Origin of the sequence: Aeoliella mucimassa (assembly GCF_007748035.1) — a bacterium.
GTDB lineage: Bacteria > Planctomycetota > Planctomycetia > Pirellulales > Lacipirellulaceae > Aeoliella > Aeoliella mucimassa.
On sequence record NZ_CP036278.1, the window covers coordinates 5618019 to 5634156 of the forward strand.

Below are 16138 nucleotides of genomic sequence, written 5' to 3' on the forward strand. Positions count from 1 at the left end.
GGCGTCGTCGCCATTCTGGAAGATCAGTGAATAGGTATCTGTGATTAGGTAAGTTGTTAATTTGTGTGCCAGCGGCCATATCCCACCAGGCCAAAAGCCGCGACGGCTGCGATTAGCAGCGTGGAAGGTTCAGGCACGCTAACGGAGAAATTGTCGAAACCGACGTAGCTGCCATGGCGGGCGTCGATGCCGATGTAGTTCTCATTGGTGCCGGTCCAGACGAACGAACCGGCGTCGACAATCGTGTCGTTGAACGACAGGAAGTAGCGAACGTTTGTGCCGTCGTTGAAATCCGGAGCGATGAACGTGGCTTCGATGGTGCCGGTGTTGGCATCGACCCCAACGCTCCCCAAGTGCCCCTCGCCAAACTCACCATCTACTTTCGGGAAGTTCGCACCTTTAGTTCCCCACTGCAGAAAGCCATCGCCACGCAGTACTGCCCAGAAGTCGCTTACCGACACGTCAGACACTTCGTTGCCGCCATCTTGCAACCCATCCTGCATCTTGAAGTCGCCATCGCCGGCCGCGGTATTGCCATTCTGAGCGTCGCCGGTGCTAAGGGCTTCGTCGAGGCTCATGCCGATGGCGAATCCACCGCCATGACCGCTGGTAGCGCCGCCACCGTAGCCGGTTAAGTCGAGAGATACATTAAAGACAGTCGAATCGAGGTTGACAAAATTGTGATTCACAAACGTATTGGAAGTTCCGGGGCCGACTGCTAGCCGTAGTTCGTTCGAGTCGATCTTTGCGGATCCACCATTCGAAGCAATTCCATCTGCGCCAGCTCCAGGATAGTTCGCGTCGACAAAACCGTTGGCGTACACCCCTTCGGCAAAAGCGTCGTTTGTGTTGTTGGTGATGCCGGTCATGGAGCCGTTGAGGTTGAATTCGGTATCGCGGTCAAAAGTGTCCATAAACACCACCGCGGCCTGCGACGAGGCAACAGGTAAAGTGAATGCAAGGGTTAGTAGGCTGAGGTAGGTTTTCCAGGTGTTGAACATTAGCGTCATCTCCCAAGCTGCAGAAAAGTGAAGTATGCCAATCAAGCGATAAGAACAATGCGGTATGAGCTAAACTCGTGAGCGATAGCAGGCCATCGCGAATAGTCCGGCGGCTAGCAAAACCAGGCTGGTTGGTTCGGGAACAGTTGCTCCCTCCAGCAAATCCGAAAGCGAGCCCACTCCCGCGGTAACTCCGGTTGCACGGAGGACCAGCCAGTCGTCAACGTCGGTATCGCCATCGAGATCGAGGTCGCCAAGTCCGAGCGTTTGGTAATCGCCGAACGAGGGGCCGTTTCCGTTGATAGTGCCTGCGTTGTCGGAGTTCCAACCGGCGATAAAGGCCATCACGTCGTCGACGTTCAGCTGTCCATCAAAGTTGATGTCGCCAGCGATCCAGGCGTTGTCGTTGTGGCCATCCTGGTTTGAGTCGGTGTAAGAATAGCCAGCGGTGCTGGGCAGAAAGACGTCGGTAAAGTAGCCGTTGTCGGTGGTATAGCTGTAGTCGCCATAACCTTCGCCGAACACGAACATCTCGATATCGGAGATCAGCCCGTTGTAGCTCGGTGTGAAGGCGGTGCCACCCAGGGTGTCGTCTTCGGCATCCGCAGCAATGGCAAGTTCCAGACTTGAGCTGTCGTAGATAGCCGACTGCGATACGGCTGCCAGGCCATTGATATAACCTAGAGCACCACCGTTGGCTCCATCGGGACGAATTTGGGCGTAGTGAACCCACTCGTTAGCAACAGCGGCTGTTTGGCTGCCAACGCTCGCTTGGCCACCATCGTTCGATCGCATCTCAAAGCCCAAATCACCAGCGGGGGTGATGATCGCCGAATGCTCGTCGCCATCGTCGAGCATGTGTTGGTACGCATCGCTGACAGTGTTGATTTTGAACCACAATTGATAGCCTCGATCGTCGGTGCCGGTGTAAGAGAAGTTGGGCTTGGTCGATTCGTACGGAATGTTCAGATTCGGACCATGCAGGTACTGAGTCGCACCGTCGAACGAAATGGCGTAGTTATCAAGCGTCGCATTCGCATGGGGGCGATCGCCCGAGATGTCGACATAGAGCGGCGAGCCAATCGCTTCGAGGTCGGCCAATTGCGAAGGAGATTGGCCCAGCAAGCCCGAGCTGTCGTAGGTGATCGACACGCTGCTGTTTGCAAAAGCACCTTCACTCGGATCGTCGCCCAGGCGATACCAGCGGTCGAGCGTGTAGTCGGCCCCGGCAAATAGTGTGGGAAGTGCCAGCCAAGCGAAAACAAACGCACCCAGCACTGAGGATGCGTTCCGCCAAGTAGCTGTCTTCATTGTGCCACTCCTTGAGGATTCAATTCAATAAGACGTTGTTGGTTGTGCTCATGTGCCACGCGGGTGCACAAAAGAAGGCCTGCCAGAAGGGCGGAGGCCATGACCACGGACGAGGGTTCGGGGACTTGCTGGTTCGCATCGAACTCGGCGATCAGCTGCCCCTGACCGCCGAGTTCGAATGCCTTCCGCATCAGGAGGAAATCATCGATGTCCGTATCGCCATCGAGATTGACATCGCCGCGGGCGAAGGTCTCCATGCTTCCTTGAGCGGCTACCTTGAGCCAGCCGCTAACAAAGGCTTCGATGTCTTCCGTGGTGAGCTCACCATCCAGGTTGAAGTCGGCTGCCGACCAAGGCAACGTGGTGGTGACTTTGTTCTGGTAAGCCCAGCGTTCGTAGCCCGCCAGCATGTAGTCAAACTGTTCCTGGTATGCTGCATTGCCGGCCAGGTCGTTCACTTCGGTTGGATCGTCTGCCAGGTTGTAGAGTTCCCACTCGTTGATGCCAGCCCCGCCAGAGGTGCTGCCAAAGTTGCTGGAGACTAGCTTCCAATCGCCAACGCGAAACGCACGGTTCCCTTCGTGTTCCCAGCCAAGTTGGCGATCGTCGAGCGACGCGCCGGTGGTCAGGAAGTCGGCCAGGCTCTCGGTCAGCAAAGGTTGCGTCTGGTAGGTGGTTCCAGAGAGATCGGTCCACTCGTCGGGATACTCGTTGCCAGTCAATGCCAGCAAGGTTGGCATCAGGTCCCGCACATCGGAAACTTGCGTGCTGATCTGCCCTGCCAGCGAAGCGTTGAGCCCGTTGTTCCACTGGATAATCGCGGGCGACTTGATTCCACCCTCGTGGGTGTAGTGCTTGTAATTTCGGTAAGGAGTCGAACCAACATTGGCCCAGCCAGTGCCATAGAAGATGTCTTTATCTGCACTGTTGGTCGTGGTCCCCATGCTATCGAGGGCTGCCCCGGTGCGAGGCGTTTCGCTGGCGTTCTTGCCAAACTCGTGCCACTCGCCGTCGGCTCCGTTATCTGAAAGGAACACGACGATGGTATTGTCGAGCTCGCCATGCGCTTCGAGGTCGTCGAGAATACGCCCCACGTTGTAGTCGACTCGTTCGACCATGGCGGAGTAAATCGCCATGCGTCGAGTCAGATCGGATTGTCGGTCGCTGTCGAGGCTGTCCCACGCGCGAATCTGATGCAGGGTTTCCCCATGATTGGTGTTGGCAACATCGCTGCGGGCGGAGAGGGCAACGCTCTCGTCAATCAGCCCAAGTTCCTGCATGCGGGTAAGTCGCTCATCGCGCAACACATCCCAGCCGACTTCGTAGCGTTCGACCAAGGGATCGACCCATTCGTCGCGGGCTTGTAGGGGAAAGTGGGGGGAGCCAAACGCGACGTAGGTAAAGAATGGGTTATCGGTGCCGTCGCTGCTATTTTTGTCGCGACTGTGCTGCAGAAAATCGAGCGTATAGTCGCCGATCGCGTCGGTTTGGTAGAAGGTGCCAGGCTCGCCAGGGCCGTCGCCGCTGGTAGTGTAGCTGCGTTCTTGGATCTCGTCGGAAAGCAATCGGTAATTGCCTTGGAAGTTGTCTTGGCTATGGTTTTCGGTGTAGCCCCAGTAATGGTCGAACCCGCGCACCCGTGGGTCGCGAACATGACCATCGGGAACGGAACCAAAGTTCTCGGTGTTGCCCAGGTGCCATTTGCCCGACATATAAGTGTTGTAACCGGATGCTTGGAGTACCTCGCTGATGAACACGTGGTTCTTCGGTAGTTGCGTTCCATCCCCCGCCAGGTTCGGGAGTCCCACTGCGTGCGACTGCTGCCCTGTGAGCAGGCTAGCGCGGGTGTTGGAGCACCGCGGGGTGACGTAGAAGTTGCTCATCCGCACGCCATTCGAGGCGAGGCTCTCGAGTGCGGGGGTATTCATCTCGCCGCCGAAGGGCGAAGTGTCGGAGTAGCCGAGGTCGTCGGCCATGATCACCAGGACGTTCGGACGTTCATCCGCCCTGGCTACTTGTGCAAAGAGCATAAGCAGACAGCCGATAGCCGCAACAATCCACCGACCGGCGCATAGCCGATGATGGAGTAATCCAAGGTAGATAAACACGAGTTCCGCCAATAAGGAGTTGAAACACCCTTTAAAGGTGTTGCAGATGAGGCCGCCTAAAGCCTTTGGATTTCATGGCCGAAGCAAACCATCACGACGAGAGGTGCTCGCCGTGCTATGGCCTCGGTTAACAAGCTATTGGTGGCAAGTTGCCAGATTCTGAGTCTGGTTTTGTGAAAATCTCAAGATTTCTAGACAGGAGCATGTCGCACCCTAAATCTGCCATCGCAGGTAGCATTCCGAGGATATTCTTAGAAATTCCAATCAGATTCGCGGACCTGGATACAAGCTATTATTAGAAGGATTGCATCGCAGTCGGGTCATTATGCGGTCGCAAACACTCCTCAATTGTGCGATATTAACCGCATCCCCAGGGCAGGCAAGAATGGGTGGCGACCAGGCAGGAACCCCGCAAGAGCAAAGATTTGTCAGGCTCTTTGCGCAAACTCAGCGGGCCTTGCACGCCTACATTCTTGCCCTGGTGTACGACCCGAATGTCGCTGCGGATTTATTGCAAGAAACGAACATTGTGTTGTGGAAGCGGTTTGCGGACTACGACGAGAATCTGCCTTTTTTGGCGTGGGCACGCGGCGTAGCTCGCCGAACCGTGCTGAACTACCGTCGGAGCAGTGCTCGTCAGATTGCCACCCTTGATCCGCAGATGCTCGAGGAATTGGCGATTCGTTTTTCCAATGCCTCGGCCGAATCGACAAATCGCTTGGATGCGCTGGGTGAGTGCTTGCGAAAGCTCCGCGAAAGCGATCGCTCGCTCATTATGGCTCGTTACCAGCCAGGCAATTCGGTGAACGCATTAGCGGATAAAATGAGTCGACCAGTAAACAGCGTGTCGCAGTCGCTAACCAGAATCAGGCGTACCTTGGCCGATTGCGTGCAACGCGGAGTGCAGGCCGCCCAGCGATCGGCAGAATCGTAAGTAGTTCGGGTGACAGACAAAACACAAAATCGATCAGAGTTTACAGGCAAAGTTAGAGTTTCCTTGGGTTAAAGATCTGCTATGGATGTCAGCAAAGACCAACTCATCAACAAGCTCATCGAGCAGCAGGCCGATCCTGCTGATATCGAAGCCTTGCAGGAGTGGTTGCAGAACGACCCCGAAGCGGTGGAAAAGTACTTGCAGCTGATGCAGGTTCACGCCGATTTGGCCGAGTCGCTGGCTCCCGTGCGCGCGTTCTCGGTCGAAGAGTTGCGTGCGATGCAGGCGATCGACGAGAAATTCGATCAGCACGTGCGTCCGTCGGACGAATATCAAACCCCCGGCAGCGACGGGGTATACGTACACGCGACCCCAGGCAGTGTCGAGAAAGCCCGCAAGGCGAGCCACCGCTCGAATGTGCTAGCCTGGAGCATTGCAGTCGCATCGCTGGCTACCATGCTGGCGTTCGTGCTTATTCCGCAACAACCACCGGTCAGGACGGTTGACACCTCGCAGGGTGTTACGGCATCGCCAGTGGTCGCCAATACGCCCGCCGATAGTGTCGCTACGGTAATTCGCAAGGTCGATTGCGACTGGGAGGTGGATCGCTGGAGCACTTCGAGTTCGGCAGCCATTCACGCTGGTCAGCAAATCAACCTCTCGCGCGGCATGCTCGTGCTTCAGTTTAACTCCGGCCCGATTGTCACACTTAGCGGACGTACGGCCTTCGTCGCGACTTCGGATAAGAGTGGTCAGCTGATTCAAGGCTCGCTAAGTGCTCGTGTGCCAGAACAGGGGCGCGGTTTTCGTATCGAAACACACGCGGGCGACTTCATCGATCTTGGTACGGAATTCGGCATGATCATCAGCGAAGATGGCAGCGTCGAGACCCACGTGTTCGAAGGGCAAGTTCGCGCCGAACCGACCTCGACAAAATCAAAAGCCGCTGAGCATGTACTGCTCAATAAAGGGCAGGCGTGGACTCGGCTCGAGCCGGGCGGAGTGGACGTAGAAGGAGTTTCTGATCCCCAACGCTTCATGCGGACGCTTGCCAACCAGGGCACGCGGGACACGAGTGCGATTCCCGTGACTGACCAATTGGTGCTATGGTTCGATGCGAGCCAAGCCATTCAGTGCGACCCCGCTGGCAGGGCATACGCTTGGGGTAATTTGGCACCAGCTGCCGGCGACAAGGCCATCGACGCCTGGCAAGTGGAAGCCAGCAAGCGGCCGCGATGGTTGGCCGACAGAATGAATGGGCATCCTTCGCTGAAGTTCACCGGCAACGAAGGCATGGTTACCGAACCGCTGACGCTCGGCTCTTCCAGCACCTCGGTGGTTGTCTTCCGGTTAGACTCTCAAGCAGCCATAGACCACATTCGCAGCCGCAAAGAATACAGACACCTAGGGGTTCAGCTACTCAACCTTAACGGGCCTCCCCATACCGTACTGCAGGTCAATCAAAACTTAACGCTCGAATCGCGGGTGCACCGTGGGTTCCTGAAAGATCAGTTGGATCCGGTCGACGTTGGTACGATTCGTACGATGCAACCTTTGGATAATGGGGTACATGTAGTCACCTATGCCTACGATGCGGAAGCCTCGCAGGCCACGCTTTGGCTCGATGGCGAGACCGTTGCGGTATCGCACGATGCCCCGAAGCTGCAATCGACCTCAGCCCCTCGATTCTTGGGGGCTCACTTCGAACGTCAAGGTTTTGGCTTCACTGGTTTAATCTCAGAGTTTGTTGTTTTCGATAAGCCGCTTGCCAATTCCGACGTGCTCGGCATTCATCAATGGCTTAGCGAAAAGTATCGTTCTCCTCCCAAAGGCAAGAATATTGCCTCTAGCGACTAATTAGGCGGATGTGTTCCATGTTGCAGGTTGTCAGGCTAGCTCTTCTCGCAATCGTTGTTTTCCCCTTCGTTGGTGATTCCCTCGCCAAGGCCGAAGATTCGGCCAGCGAGTCTCGGCCAAACTTTGTCGTGATCATGGTCGACGACATGGGGTATTCCGACCTCGGCTGCTACGGCGGCGAAGTCGATACGCCGAATCTCAACCAATTGGCCGACGGCGGGCTGCGGTTCACCCAGTTCTATAACTGCTCGCGCTGTTGCCAAACCCGTGCCAGCTTGCTTACGGGAGCCTATCCCGAGCGGGTTGGCATGCGTGACTTCGGCCGCTCGATGGATACGCAAGTGCCTACCGTGGCCGAGAACCTGCGTCGCGGAGGCTATACCACGGCAATGTCGGGCAAATGGCATCTGACTCGCCTGCCCGATCGTCCGACTGGCCCGAAACGCATCCTGTGGATGAATCACGAACTGCAGCTCAATGTGCCGTTTGGTAACATCAACACTTACCCCACCCGTCGCGGTTTCGACAAGTTTTATGGCATCGTGTGGGGCGTGGTGAACCACTTTGATCCCTTTAGTTTGACCGAGGGCGAAACCCCGGTCCGCGAAGTCCCTGACGATTACTACGCCACCGAAGCGATTACGCAGCACGCAATGCAGTACATCGACGAGGCAACCTCCACCGACAAACCTTTCTTCTTGTACGTTGCTTATACCGCTCCGCACTGGCCGATCCAGGCGCCTGCCGAAACGATTGAAAAGTACCGTGGTAAGTACTCCGAAGGTTGGGACGCCCTCCGGGAATCGCGTTTCTCCCGACAAAAAGAGATGGGCCTATTTGATAGTTCCGTCGCGTTAGGGGAACTATCCGGCGACAACAAAGCATGGAGCGAGCTTACCAGCGAACAGCAAGCGTTCGAAGCCGACAAGATGGCCGTGCACGCAGCGATGGTCGATTGCGTCGATCAAGGCGTCGGTCAGTTGATTGCCAAGCTCAAGCAGTCGGGCGCTTACGAGAACACCTGCATCCTGTTTTTGACCGACAACGGAGCCTCGCCTGAAATCCCAGGCGGCCCAGGCTACGATCGCTATGGCGGAACTCGCGATGGTCACAAAGCGATGCGCGACCATGAGCTTCGCGATGCAGAGAATCGTGATAAACTCGGCAGCGACCAAAGCTACACCGGCATCGGCCACACCTGGGCCAGTGCTACGAACACTCCGCTGCGGTTCTGGAAGATGGAATCGTACGAAGGTGGCTGTCGCACGCCGATGATTGTGCATTGGCCAAAAGGCCTGAAGTCAGCGACCGGAGGCTTTGTGCCCCAGGTGGGGCATGTGATCGACATCGCCCCCACTTTCTACGAACTCTCGGGCGTCGAGCCCGCTGCTGCGACACTTCAAGATGGTGTTAGCCTGGCCCCCGTACTGGCTGGACAAGAACGTTCTGACGAACGTCATCTGTTCTTCCAGCACGGCGATGGTGCCGGCGTGCGGTTCGGCGACTGGAAGGCCTCGAAGCGGGCAGGACGTGATTGGGAGCTTTTCAATCTGGCTGCTGATCCCGGCGAAACCAACAACCTGGCAAGCACCGAGCCTCGCAAACTCGAGGAACTCGTCGGTGCCTGGTCCGACTGGCAAGATTCGCTTCGTGAAGAGGAAGCATCGACCACCGAAGTCTCGACCGCCGGCAACTAGGCGAACAATCGCCATTCAGCAGGGGGGCAGATGCCTTCGGCATCGCTGCGCGTAGCTTGCGCTCCTCACAACTCATGTTGAAGCAGTCGTTCATTACCTGACCTTCTCCAAGAGAGCCATAACGTGAGTGTTGTACGTAGTAATGAGTCCTTCGTAACGGAGTCGCTGCGACGGTTGTCTGAAATCGTTGCCAACATTGTTTGGATGCTGCTAGCGTTCGCTCTATTCCCGAGTGTTCAGGCGGCGGCAAATCCTCCTCACCTGGTCGTTTACCTGTCCGACGATCACTCGCAGTTCGATTCGAGCCTCTACGGCAACGACAACATCCCTACACCTGAGTTTGAGCGGATGGCCAAGGAGGGCATGACCTTTACGCACGCATTTGTCGCGTCGCCTTCCTGTGCTCCCAGCCGGGCGGCCATGCTTACGGGATTGTGCCCTGCACGCAACGGAGCTGAAGCAAACCACTCGGTACCGCGCCCTGGAACGCACAGTTTGGTTGCCGATTTGAAACAAGCTGGCTACGAGGTAGTCGCTTTTGGAAAGGTCGCCCATTACAACACGCAAGCTCTCTACGGATTCGATCACGCGGAACAAGTGCACGAGTTGGGGCGGCTCCGCCAAGTGGTAGCCAAGTATCTGAAGCAGTGCGAATCAGAGCAACCCCTCTGCTTGTTCGTGGGAACCACGAATCCACACGTTCCCTGGGCAGCGAAAAGTACGTTCGATCCTGCCGAGGTGGAGTTCCCTCCGCATCATCTCGACACCCCAAGCACTCGCGATCATCGGGCCGCCTACTACGAAGAAATCAAACGCTTGGACAACTACCTTGGTGATCTTCGCCAGCTAACCCGCGAGCAACTTGGTGAGAACGTCGTGTTCGTCCACTCCAGCGATCACGGTTCGCAATGGCCGTTCGGTAAGTGGAATGTCTACGACTATGGCATTCGCGTTCCGCTCATCGTTACCTGGCCCCAGCATATCGAAGCCGACATCACCAGCGATGCCATGGTGAGTTGGATCGATCTGATCCCTACGCTCATTGAACTCGGCGGCGGAGAAGTTCCGGCTGGTCTCGATGGCCGCTCGTTTGCGGGCGTGCTATTGGGCCGTGAGCAAGAGCACCGTGAGCGAATCTTTACCACCCACACGGCCGATGGCAAGATGAATCAGTATCCGATGCGGAGCGTGAGAACACGTGAGTGGAAGCTGATTCACAACCTCGCACCCGAACGCCAGCACACCAACCATTCAGATCTCAACCGTAAGCCACTGGCTGGAGAGTACTGGAACGAATGGTACGCTTTGGCCAAGACCGACCCTCATGCGCAAGCGATCATCGACCGCTACCATCATCGCCCCGAGTGGGAGCTTTACCACGTGTCGGAAGATAAGTGGGAACTCACCAATCTAATCGAATCAACCGACCAGAGCGAACGGATTGCCCAACTGAAAAAAGAGCTTGCTGAGTGGATGAAGCAGCAAGGTGATGCTGGGCTGGTGAGCCCGTAAGCAAGCGAGCTCAACCACTGAAACGCCTTATCCATTCATGCTAACTAAGCCGACTTAGCGGGGATCAATTTCGGTGCCGGATAGCGCTCGCCGAATACCTGCCCGTACTGCGAAAGAAGTTCTTTGAAGTTGTACCGCAAGAAAGCATAGAGTTCGCTCGGTGGGTCCGAAGCCAGCCACTCGCCTGCCAGTCGGGCGGCGGTGCGGTCGAACTCCCGTTGCGATGGCCCATGTACGTAGCATCGCCCGTCATGGCGGCGAAGATCCCCGTCGAACTCTTCGCTGATGTGCCATAGCTCGTGAACCACGGTCGTTAGCTTTTCGCCGAGCGAATGATCCAAAAACCGCGGCAAATAGAACTGCAGCAAGTACAAGTACTCCCGCCCGGACGCATCGAGTATCGTCTCGCAAGTGTATAGCCGCCCACGCGTGACCTTGGTGCGAGCTCCGCCTTCGAATCGTAATGGCGTGAGGGACGCTTGCAGTCCGTGAGGAACCCGCTTGCGGGCTTGGCAAAAGCCCACAGCAACGCGTTGCATGTCGATATGGGAAAGAAGCGGAACGCGACGTGTCATGTCGTCGCAGATCGCTCGTATCGCACTCGTGAAGTGGAATCCAGAACGGTCGGATCTCTTGCGCGGCATAGCTGGCTGAATCACCTAAGAGCAACAAAAAACACGACCAACTTTTAGCAAGTTGGTCGTGTTTGGTTATGGTCAATTCGCGTGGCTCACGCCAGAGCAAATGAACTAAAAGCAGATGCCAGAAATAGCAGTGCTAGCTCTTTTCCTCTTCGGTTTCCGATTCCGTCTCGGCTACTTCTTCGGCAGCAGGGGCTGGTGCGGTCTCTTCGGCTTCTTCACCCTCGTCGAAAGTCGGGCGTTCCGCCTTTTGAACCACGCGATCGTTCTTGCCGACAAACTCGATGATGGCTTGAGCACCTGCGTCGCCCAAGCGAGGCTTGGCAAGTTGAATGATGCGGGTGTAGCCACCGTCGCGATCAACAAAGCGAGGAGCAATCTCTTCGATCAGCAGATTCGCCGCTTCGCGGTTGCCGAGCAGTTGAATCAACCGGCGGCGTGCAGCCACGACGGGTGCGATCGCCGATTGCCACTCGTTGTGCTTGTCGCTCTTGCGCCAGGTTTGCCATTCGCTGCTGCGATAGTCGGCACTGGTTTCCAGGGCAGCCGCAGCTTCCATGGGGGCCTGAGCCTTCTTGGCAATGGTAATGCAGCGTTCGATGAACGGCCGAACTTCCTTTGCCTTCGGCACGGTCGTCGTGATACGACCAGCGACTGCAGGTGGATTCGGAGCGTTGGGATCCAGCGACTTATCGAACAGTACGTGCTCCTTGCTACGCTCGGTGAAGATCAATTCACAGGCGAGGCTGCGGAGCAAAGCACGTTGATGCTTCGGATTGCGGCCTAGTTTGCGGCCTTGGCGGCGATGTCGCATGACTCTAGTCTTTGCAAATAAAGGTGTTCAAATTACTAAACGCTCGCGGGCGAGGGGACACGCATGCCAAGGTGCAGTCCCAACTCCGATAGTTTCGCACGAACTTCAGTGAGGGTTGTCTCGCCGAAGTTGCGAACTTCCAACAGTGCATCCTCACTGCGGCTTACTAGCTCGCGAACCGTCATAATGTTTTCGCTTTCCAGGCAGTTGCTGGCTCGTACCGACAGCTTGAGTTCAGCAATCGGAAGATTGAGCTTGGCTTCCAAGCCAGGATCGATTCCGTCGTTCGAAGGCGTACGAACCGGGGTGCGGATTTGCGGGCCCAGGCTCGAGTATTGAACAAACGGATTGAGGTGCTTGCGAAGAATCTTGGCCGATTCAACCAAAGCCATTTCGGGACCAACCGAACCATCGGTGGTGATCTCGATGGTCAGCTTGTCGTAGTTCGTCTTCTGACCAACGCGGGTTTCTTCCACCTGGTATCGCACTCGCAACACCGGGCTGAAGATAGCGTCGATCGGAATAATGCCGACTTCTTGAACGTTGTCGCTGTGCTCCGAAGCGGGCACGTAACCACGACCGTTCTCGACGACCATTTCCATCACAAACGGTACATCGTCTGTCAGGGTTGCCAGTACGTGATCTTTGTTGATGATCTCAACCGATTCGTCGGTTACGATGTCGCCAGCTTTGATCTCGCCCGCGGTGTTGCGTTCGACACGCAGCACTTTGGTCGACTCGCTGTGGTTTTTTACCACCAGCGATTTTACGTTCAATACAACGTCGGTCACGTCTTCCAACACGCCAGGCACGGTGGTGAACTCGTGCTGGGCATTTTGGATCTTGATCTGGGTGACCGCGCTACCTTCGAGGCTGGACAGCAGGATGCGTCGCAGTCCATTGCCAACCGTTGTGCCAAAACCACGCTCGAACGGTTCAGCCGTGAACTTGCCATAAGTGCCGGTGAGCGTTTCTTGTTCGCATTCAACAACGCTGGGGAGTTCCAGTCCGCGCCAACGAATATGCATCGATAACCTCCCACAAGTAGGGGACAGAAAGTAGCGTCCTAGTGTCTGGTCGGAGTCCCGACCAACCTTGTGTCTTATGTTCCAGTTGCGATTAACGCGAGCAGAGCTCGACGATCAGTTGCGTTTGTACTGGCAACGATACGTCGTCGGCACTCGGCAAGCGACCCACGATACCCTCGGGAACTCCTTCGGAATCCACCGACAGGTAATCAGGGATGTCGCGACCGCTACCTTCGCCCAAAGCTTGGCGAACACGATCCAGACTCTTGGCCTTGTTCTTGACGCGAATCACGTCACCAGGACGTACCTGGTAGCTTGGAATGTCTACCGCACGGCCATTCACCGTGATGTGACCATGGTTTACAAGTTGGCGAGCGGCCGAGCGGCTCAAGCCGAAACCAAGGCGGTGTACCACATTGTCCAGGCGACGTTCGAGCAACGTCAGCAGATTGTCGCCGGTGTTACCCTTCAGACGCTCTGCTTCCGAATAGTAGCGACGGAACTGACGCTCAAGCACCCCGTAGTAATGCTTGACCTTCTGCTTTTCGCGAAGGTGAATCGCATAGTCGGTGAGCTTGCCACGGCGAGTCTGCTGCATGCCTGGGGGCGAATCACGACGTTCGAACGCACACTTGGCGGTATCGCAACGAGTGCCCTTGAGGAACAGTTTCATGCCGTCGCGGCGGCAGAGTCGACAAACGGGTCCGGTGTACCTGGCCATGAATGGGTATAGGGTCTTGGGTCTTGGATGTGGGAAATGTATGGCGTGCTGCTGGCCTGAAAATAAAAGACCACAGGCCGAGTACTACACGCGCCGCTTCTTGCGAGGACGGCAACCATTGTGGGGCAGGGGAGTCACATCTTCGATGCTCTTTACCTTCAAGCCGGCTGCTTCGAGTGCGGTGATCGCACTTTCGCGGCCACTTCCTGGACCACGTACCTTGACGTCGACATCACGCATGCCGAACTTCTTGGCCTTTTCAGCCGCTTGCTGGGCAGCACACTGTCCGGCAAAGGGAGTGCTTTTGCGACTGCCTTTGAAACCGCTGGTACCAGCGCTCGCCCAGCAGAGGGTATCGCCTTTGGTGTCGGTAATCGTGACCGTCGTGTTGTTGAACGTTGCCACGATGTGGGCGACGCCAACAGCCACGTTGCGTTTGACACGCTTCTTGGTCTTGGAATTGCTCGATTGCTTGGCCATGCGCCAATGTTCTCCGTGTTAGTAACGAATGAACGTTGTTGTGTAGTGGTTTGTTTGAGTTTGCTGTTATCAGGACTAACGCAGGTCCTTCACGCCCTTCTTACCAGCCACGGTCTTCTTCGGACCCTTTCGGGTGCGGGCGTTGGTCTTGGTGCGTTGGCCACGGACCGGCAAGCCACGACGGTGGCGAATGCCGCGGTAGCAACCGATGTCACGCAAACGGGTGATGTTCTGGCTAACCTGGCGTCGCAACTGACCTTCGGCCACGTAGTCTTTGTCGAGCAACGCGGCCAAGCGGGCGACTTCGTCTTCGGTTAGCTCCGAAGCGCGAACGGTCGGCTCGATGCCAGCCTTGTTGCAAAGCTCGCGAGCCGTCTTGTTGCCTACCCCGTAGAGGTAAGTCAGCGAAATCGCAGCGGGCCGGTTGGCAGGGATGTCGACACCCAACAAACGTGGCATAACGTGAGTCCTGGTTGGAACGGTGTACTAAATGGGTATATCGGTGGGGAGGTTGCGTTGCGGGCGCCCGCGAGTCATTCTGGCTGCAGGACGATCCTGCTCAGCAAGAATGCTCAGCGACGACTAGCCCTGACGCTGCTTGTGACGCGGGTTTTCGCAAACCACGCGTACCACGCCACGGCGACGGACGATCTTGCACTTATCGCAAATACGCTTCACGCTGGCTCGGACTTTCATCGCGCCATGCCTCCACTAAAGGTTCCGCTGACAATACTTATGCCACGCGGATGATCGCTAACTGTAACCACCGGGCACCGATGGAAAAGGTGGAGCCCGGGCGGGAATGTCCCTACGAGGGGAAACGCTTGAATATATTGGCGTTTGCTAGGGACTGCAAGGGAGCAGCGGTACGTTTTTTGCCATCCAGTTGCTATCACGCTACCAGAGGCTGTGGAAAGGGTAAAAAGTGCTGATTAGCAGGGCTGGAGCAGCCAGTGCGGCTTGAGTGCATCCGTGATTCGGGTGGTTGTAACATGCTACTGGTAAATAGGTTACGTCTTTTCTCCCGTGCCGATGTGGCGAACTTGATAGATTGCCAAGCCGGTGCATGTGCCAAGTGCGTCGGCAAGTAAATCGTACGGATCGCAGGTGCGATTGAAGTAGGGTTGCGTGAGTTCGTCGAAAACTCCCCACGAGATAATTGCCAGGGCTGCCCAAATTCCCCAGCTGCCCCAGCGCTCGGATGTGTCGGGCGCCCACCGCCAGGATACCAGGTACGCCAGGATGGCATAGGCGGTGAAATGGACGACTTTATCCCAGAATTCAAACCTCGGCGGGCTGGGGATGCCTTCCCAGTGCGGCCAGTGCGTGACGAGCGTGAGCAGCAGCAGATAGAAGAGAAGGGCCGCCATGCGAGTTGCAGGCGGGGTGCTTCGTTTTGCTGCTGCAGCGGTAGGGGAGGGGGGCGTCATGGAGAGCAGGCCGCGGCCGTTAACCGGGAGTGGTTCAAATCAGTACAATGCACAGTCAGGCCGGGTTCGGCCATGTTTGATTCTAGTTCCTGGCGAGCTGTGGGTGAGGGTGTCGATTCGATGTTGTTGAATTCCGAGGATGAGCGATTCATGCGGGAAGCGCTCCGCCAGGCCGCGGCCGCTGTGGAGGTGGGCGAGGTCCCGGTCGGTGCGGTGGTCGTTCGCGATGGCGACATCGTTGCGGCCGCTCACAACCAGCGAGAGACGCTGCACGACCCAACCGCTCACGCGGAGATGATTGCCATTACTCAGGCCGCTGCTGCGCTGGGTAGCTGGCGGCTGGCTGGCTGCACGCTGTACGTAACTCTCGAGCCCTGTCCGATGTGTGCAGGCGCGATCGTCAACTCGCGACTCCCTCGTGTGGTGTACGGAGCGATCGATCCCAAGGCCGGCGCGGTCGAGTCGCTTTACCAGTTGCTTACCGACGCGCGACTGAATCACGAGTCGGCCGTGACCTCCGGCGTGCTGGCCGGCGAGTGCGGCGACTTGCTTCGCGCGTTCTTCCGAGCTCGCCGTAACAAGTAAGCATCAATGGAAAAAGCGG

Annotated in this window: 16 protein-coding genes; 5 read left to right on the top strand and 11 right to left on the bottom strand. The window is 56.7% G+C overall.

The window, feature by feature from the left end:
- Window positions 1-56: 56 nt before the first annotated feature.
- From Pan181_RS22055 to Pan181_RS22065, 3 genes are all read right to left on the bottom strand, one after another.
- Window positions 57-1001: a PEP-CTERM sorting domain-containing protein gene (locus Pan181_RS22055; RefSeq protein WP_145250272.1), complete on the bottom strand. Its 945-nt coding sequence runs from the start codon at window positions 999-1001 to the stop codon at window positions 57-59.
- A 69-nt stretch (window positions 1002-1070) separates the two neighbouring features.
- Window positions 1071-2312: a LamG-like jellyroll fold domain-containing protein gene (locus Pan181_RS22060; RefSeq protein WP_145252393.1), complete on the bottom strand. Its 1242-nt coding sequence runs from the start codon at window positions 2310-2312 to the stop codon at window positions 1071-1073.
- Window positions 2309-4342, bottom strand: a complete 2034-nt coding sequence (locus tag Pan181_RS22065) for a sulfatase-like hydrolase/transferase (protein ID WP_145250275.1) — start codon at window positions 4340-4342, stop codon at window positions 2309-2311. Before Pan181_RS22065 ends, Pan181_RS22060 begins: the two co-directional genes overlap by 4 nt.
- A gap of 463 nt (window positions 4343-4805) precedes the next feature.
- Between Pan181_RS22065 and Pan181_RS22070 the strand changes: the two genes are divergently transcribed.
- The 4 genes from Pan181_RS22070 (at window position 4806) to Pan181_RS22085 (ending at window position 10420) form a co-directional block, all read left to right on the top strand.
- Window positions 4806-5354, top strand: a complete 549-nt coding sequence (locus Pan181_RS22070; protein ID WP_261342240.1) for a sigma-70 family RNA polymerase sigma factor — start codon at window positions 4806-4808, stop codon at window positions 5352-5354.
- 81 nt (window positions 5355-5435) lie between these two features.
- Window positions 5436-7211, top strand: coding sequence for a FecR domain-containing protein (locus Pan181_RS22075; protein ID WP_145250282.1), 1776 nt, complete (start codon window positions 5436-5438; stop codon window positions 7209-7211).
- Between the two features lie 17 nt (window positions 7212-7228).
- A complete protein-coding gene (locus tag Pan181_RS22080; protein ID WP_197528594.1) occupies window positions 7229-8908 on the top strand; it encodes an arylsulfatase in 1680 nt (559 codons plus the stop codon).
- Window positions 8909-9031: 123 nt separating this feature from the next.
- Window positions 9032-10420 (top strand): sulfatase family protein, encoded by a 1389-nt coding sequence (locus Pan181_RS22085; RefSeq protein WP_145250288.1) that lies wholly within the window; start codon window positions 9032-9034, stop codon window positions 10418-10420.
- 44 nt (window positions 10421-10464) lie between these two features.
- Here the strand turns inward: Pan181_RS22085 and Pan181_RS22090 are convergent, their stop codons facing one another.
- From Pan181_RS22090 to Pan181_RS22125, 8 genes are all read right to left on the bottom strand, one after another.
- The gene (locus Pan181_RS22090; protein ID WP_391483966.1) at window positions 10465-10959 is read right to left on the bottom strand and encodes a hypothetical protein; all 495 of its coding nucleotides are present in this window, start codon (window positions 10957-10959) and stop codon (window positions 10465-10467) included.
- Between the two features lie 238 nt (window positions 10960-11197).
- On the bottom strand, window positions 11198-11875 hold the full coding sequence (locus tag Pan181_RS22095) for a bL17 family ribosomal protein (protein WP_145250294.1): 678 nt from the start codon (window positions 11873-11875) through the stop codon (window positions 11198-11200).
- A 35-nt stretch (window positions 11876-11910) separates the two neighbouring features.
- Entirely contained in the window at window positions 11911-12903 is a 993-nt protein-coding gene (locus Pan181_RS22100) for a DNA-directed RNA polymerase subunit alpha (protein WP_145250297.1), read from the bottom strand.
- Between the two features lie 91 nt (window positions 12904-12994).
- Window positions 12995-13624: a 30S ribosomal protein S4 gene (rpsD, locus tag Pan181_RS22105; RefSeq protein WP_145250301.1), complete on the bottom strand. Its 630-nt coding sequence runs from the start codon at window positions 13622-13624 to the stop codon at window positions 12995-12997.
- Between the two features lie 84 nt (window positions 13625-13708).
- Window positions 13709-14104: a 30S ribosomal protein S11 gene (gene rpsK, locus Pan181_RS22110; RefSeq protein ID WP_145250304.1), complete on the bottom strand. Its 396-nt coding sequence runs from the start codon at window positions 14102-14104 to the stop codon at window positions 13709-13711.
- Between the two features lie 75 nt (window positions 14105-14179).
- Complete coding sequence (rpsM, locus tag Pan181_RS22115; RefSeq protein ID WP_145252395.1) at window positions 14180-14551, bottom strand: 30S ribosomal protein S13; 372 nt, start codon at window positions 14549-14551, stop codon at window positions 14180-14182.
- Window positions 14552-14686: 135 nt separating this feature from the next.
- On the bottom strand, window positions 14687-14800 hold the full coding sequence (gene rpmJ / locus Pan181_RS22120) for a 50S ribosomal protein L36 (RefSeq protein ID WP_145250307.1): 114 nt from the start codon (window positions 14798-14800) through the stop codon (window positions 14687-14689).
- A 314-nt stretch (window positions 14801-15114) separates the two neighbouring features.
- On the bottom strand, window positions 15115-15474 hold the full coding sequence (locus Pan181_RS22125; RefSeq protein WP_197528596.1) for a VanZ family protein: 360 nt from the start codon (window positions 15472-15474) through the stop codon (window positions 15115-15117).
- A 180-nt stretch (window positions 15475-15654) separates the two neighbouring features.
- On the opposite strand from Pan181_RS22125, the gene tadA reads away from it, so the two are divergent.
- Window positions 15655-16119, top strand: a complete 465-nt coding sequence (gene tadA / locus Pan181_RS22130; protein ID WP_145250313.1) for a tRNA adenosine(34) deaminase TadA — start codon at window positions 15655-15657, stop codon at window positions 16117-16119.
- The last annotated feature ends 19 nt before the right edge of the window (window positions 16120-16138 follow it).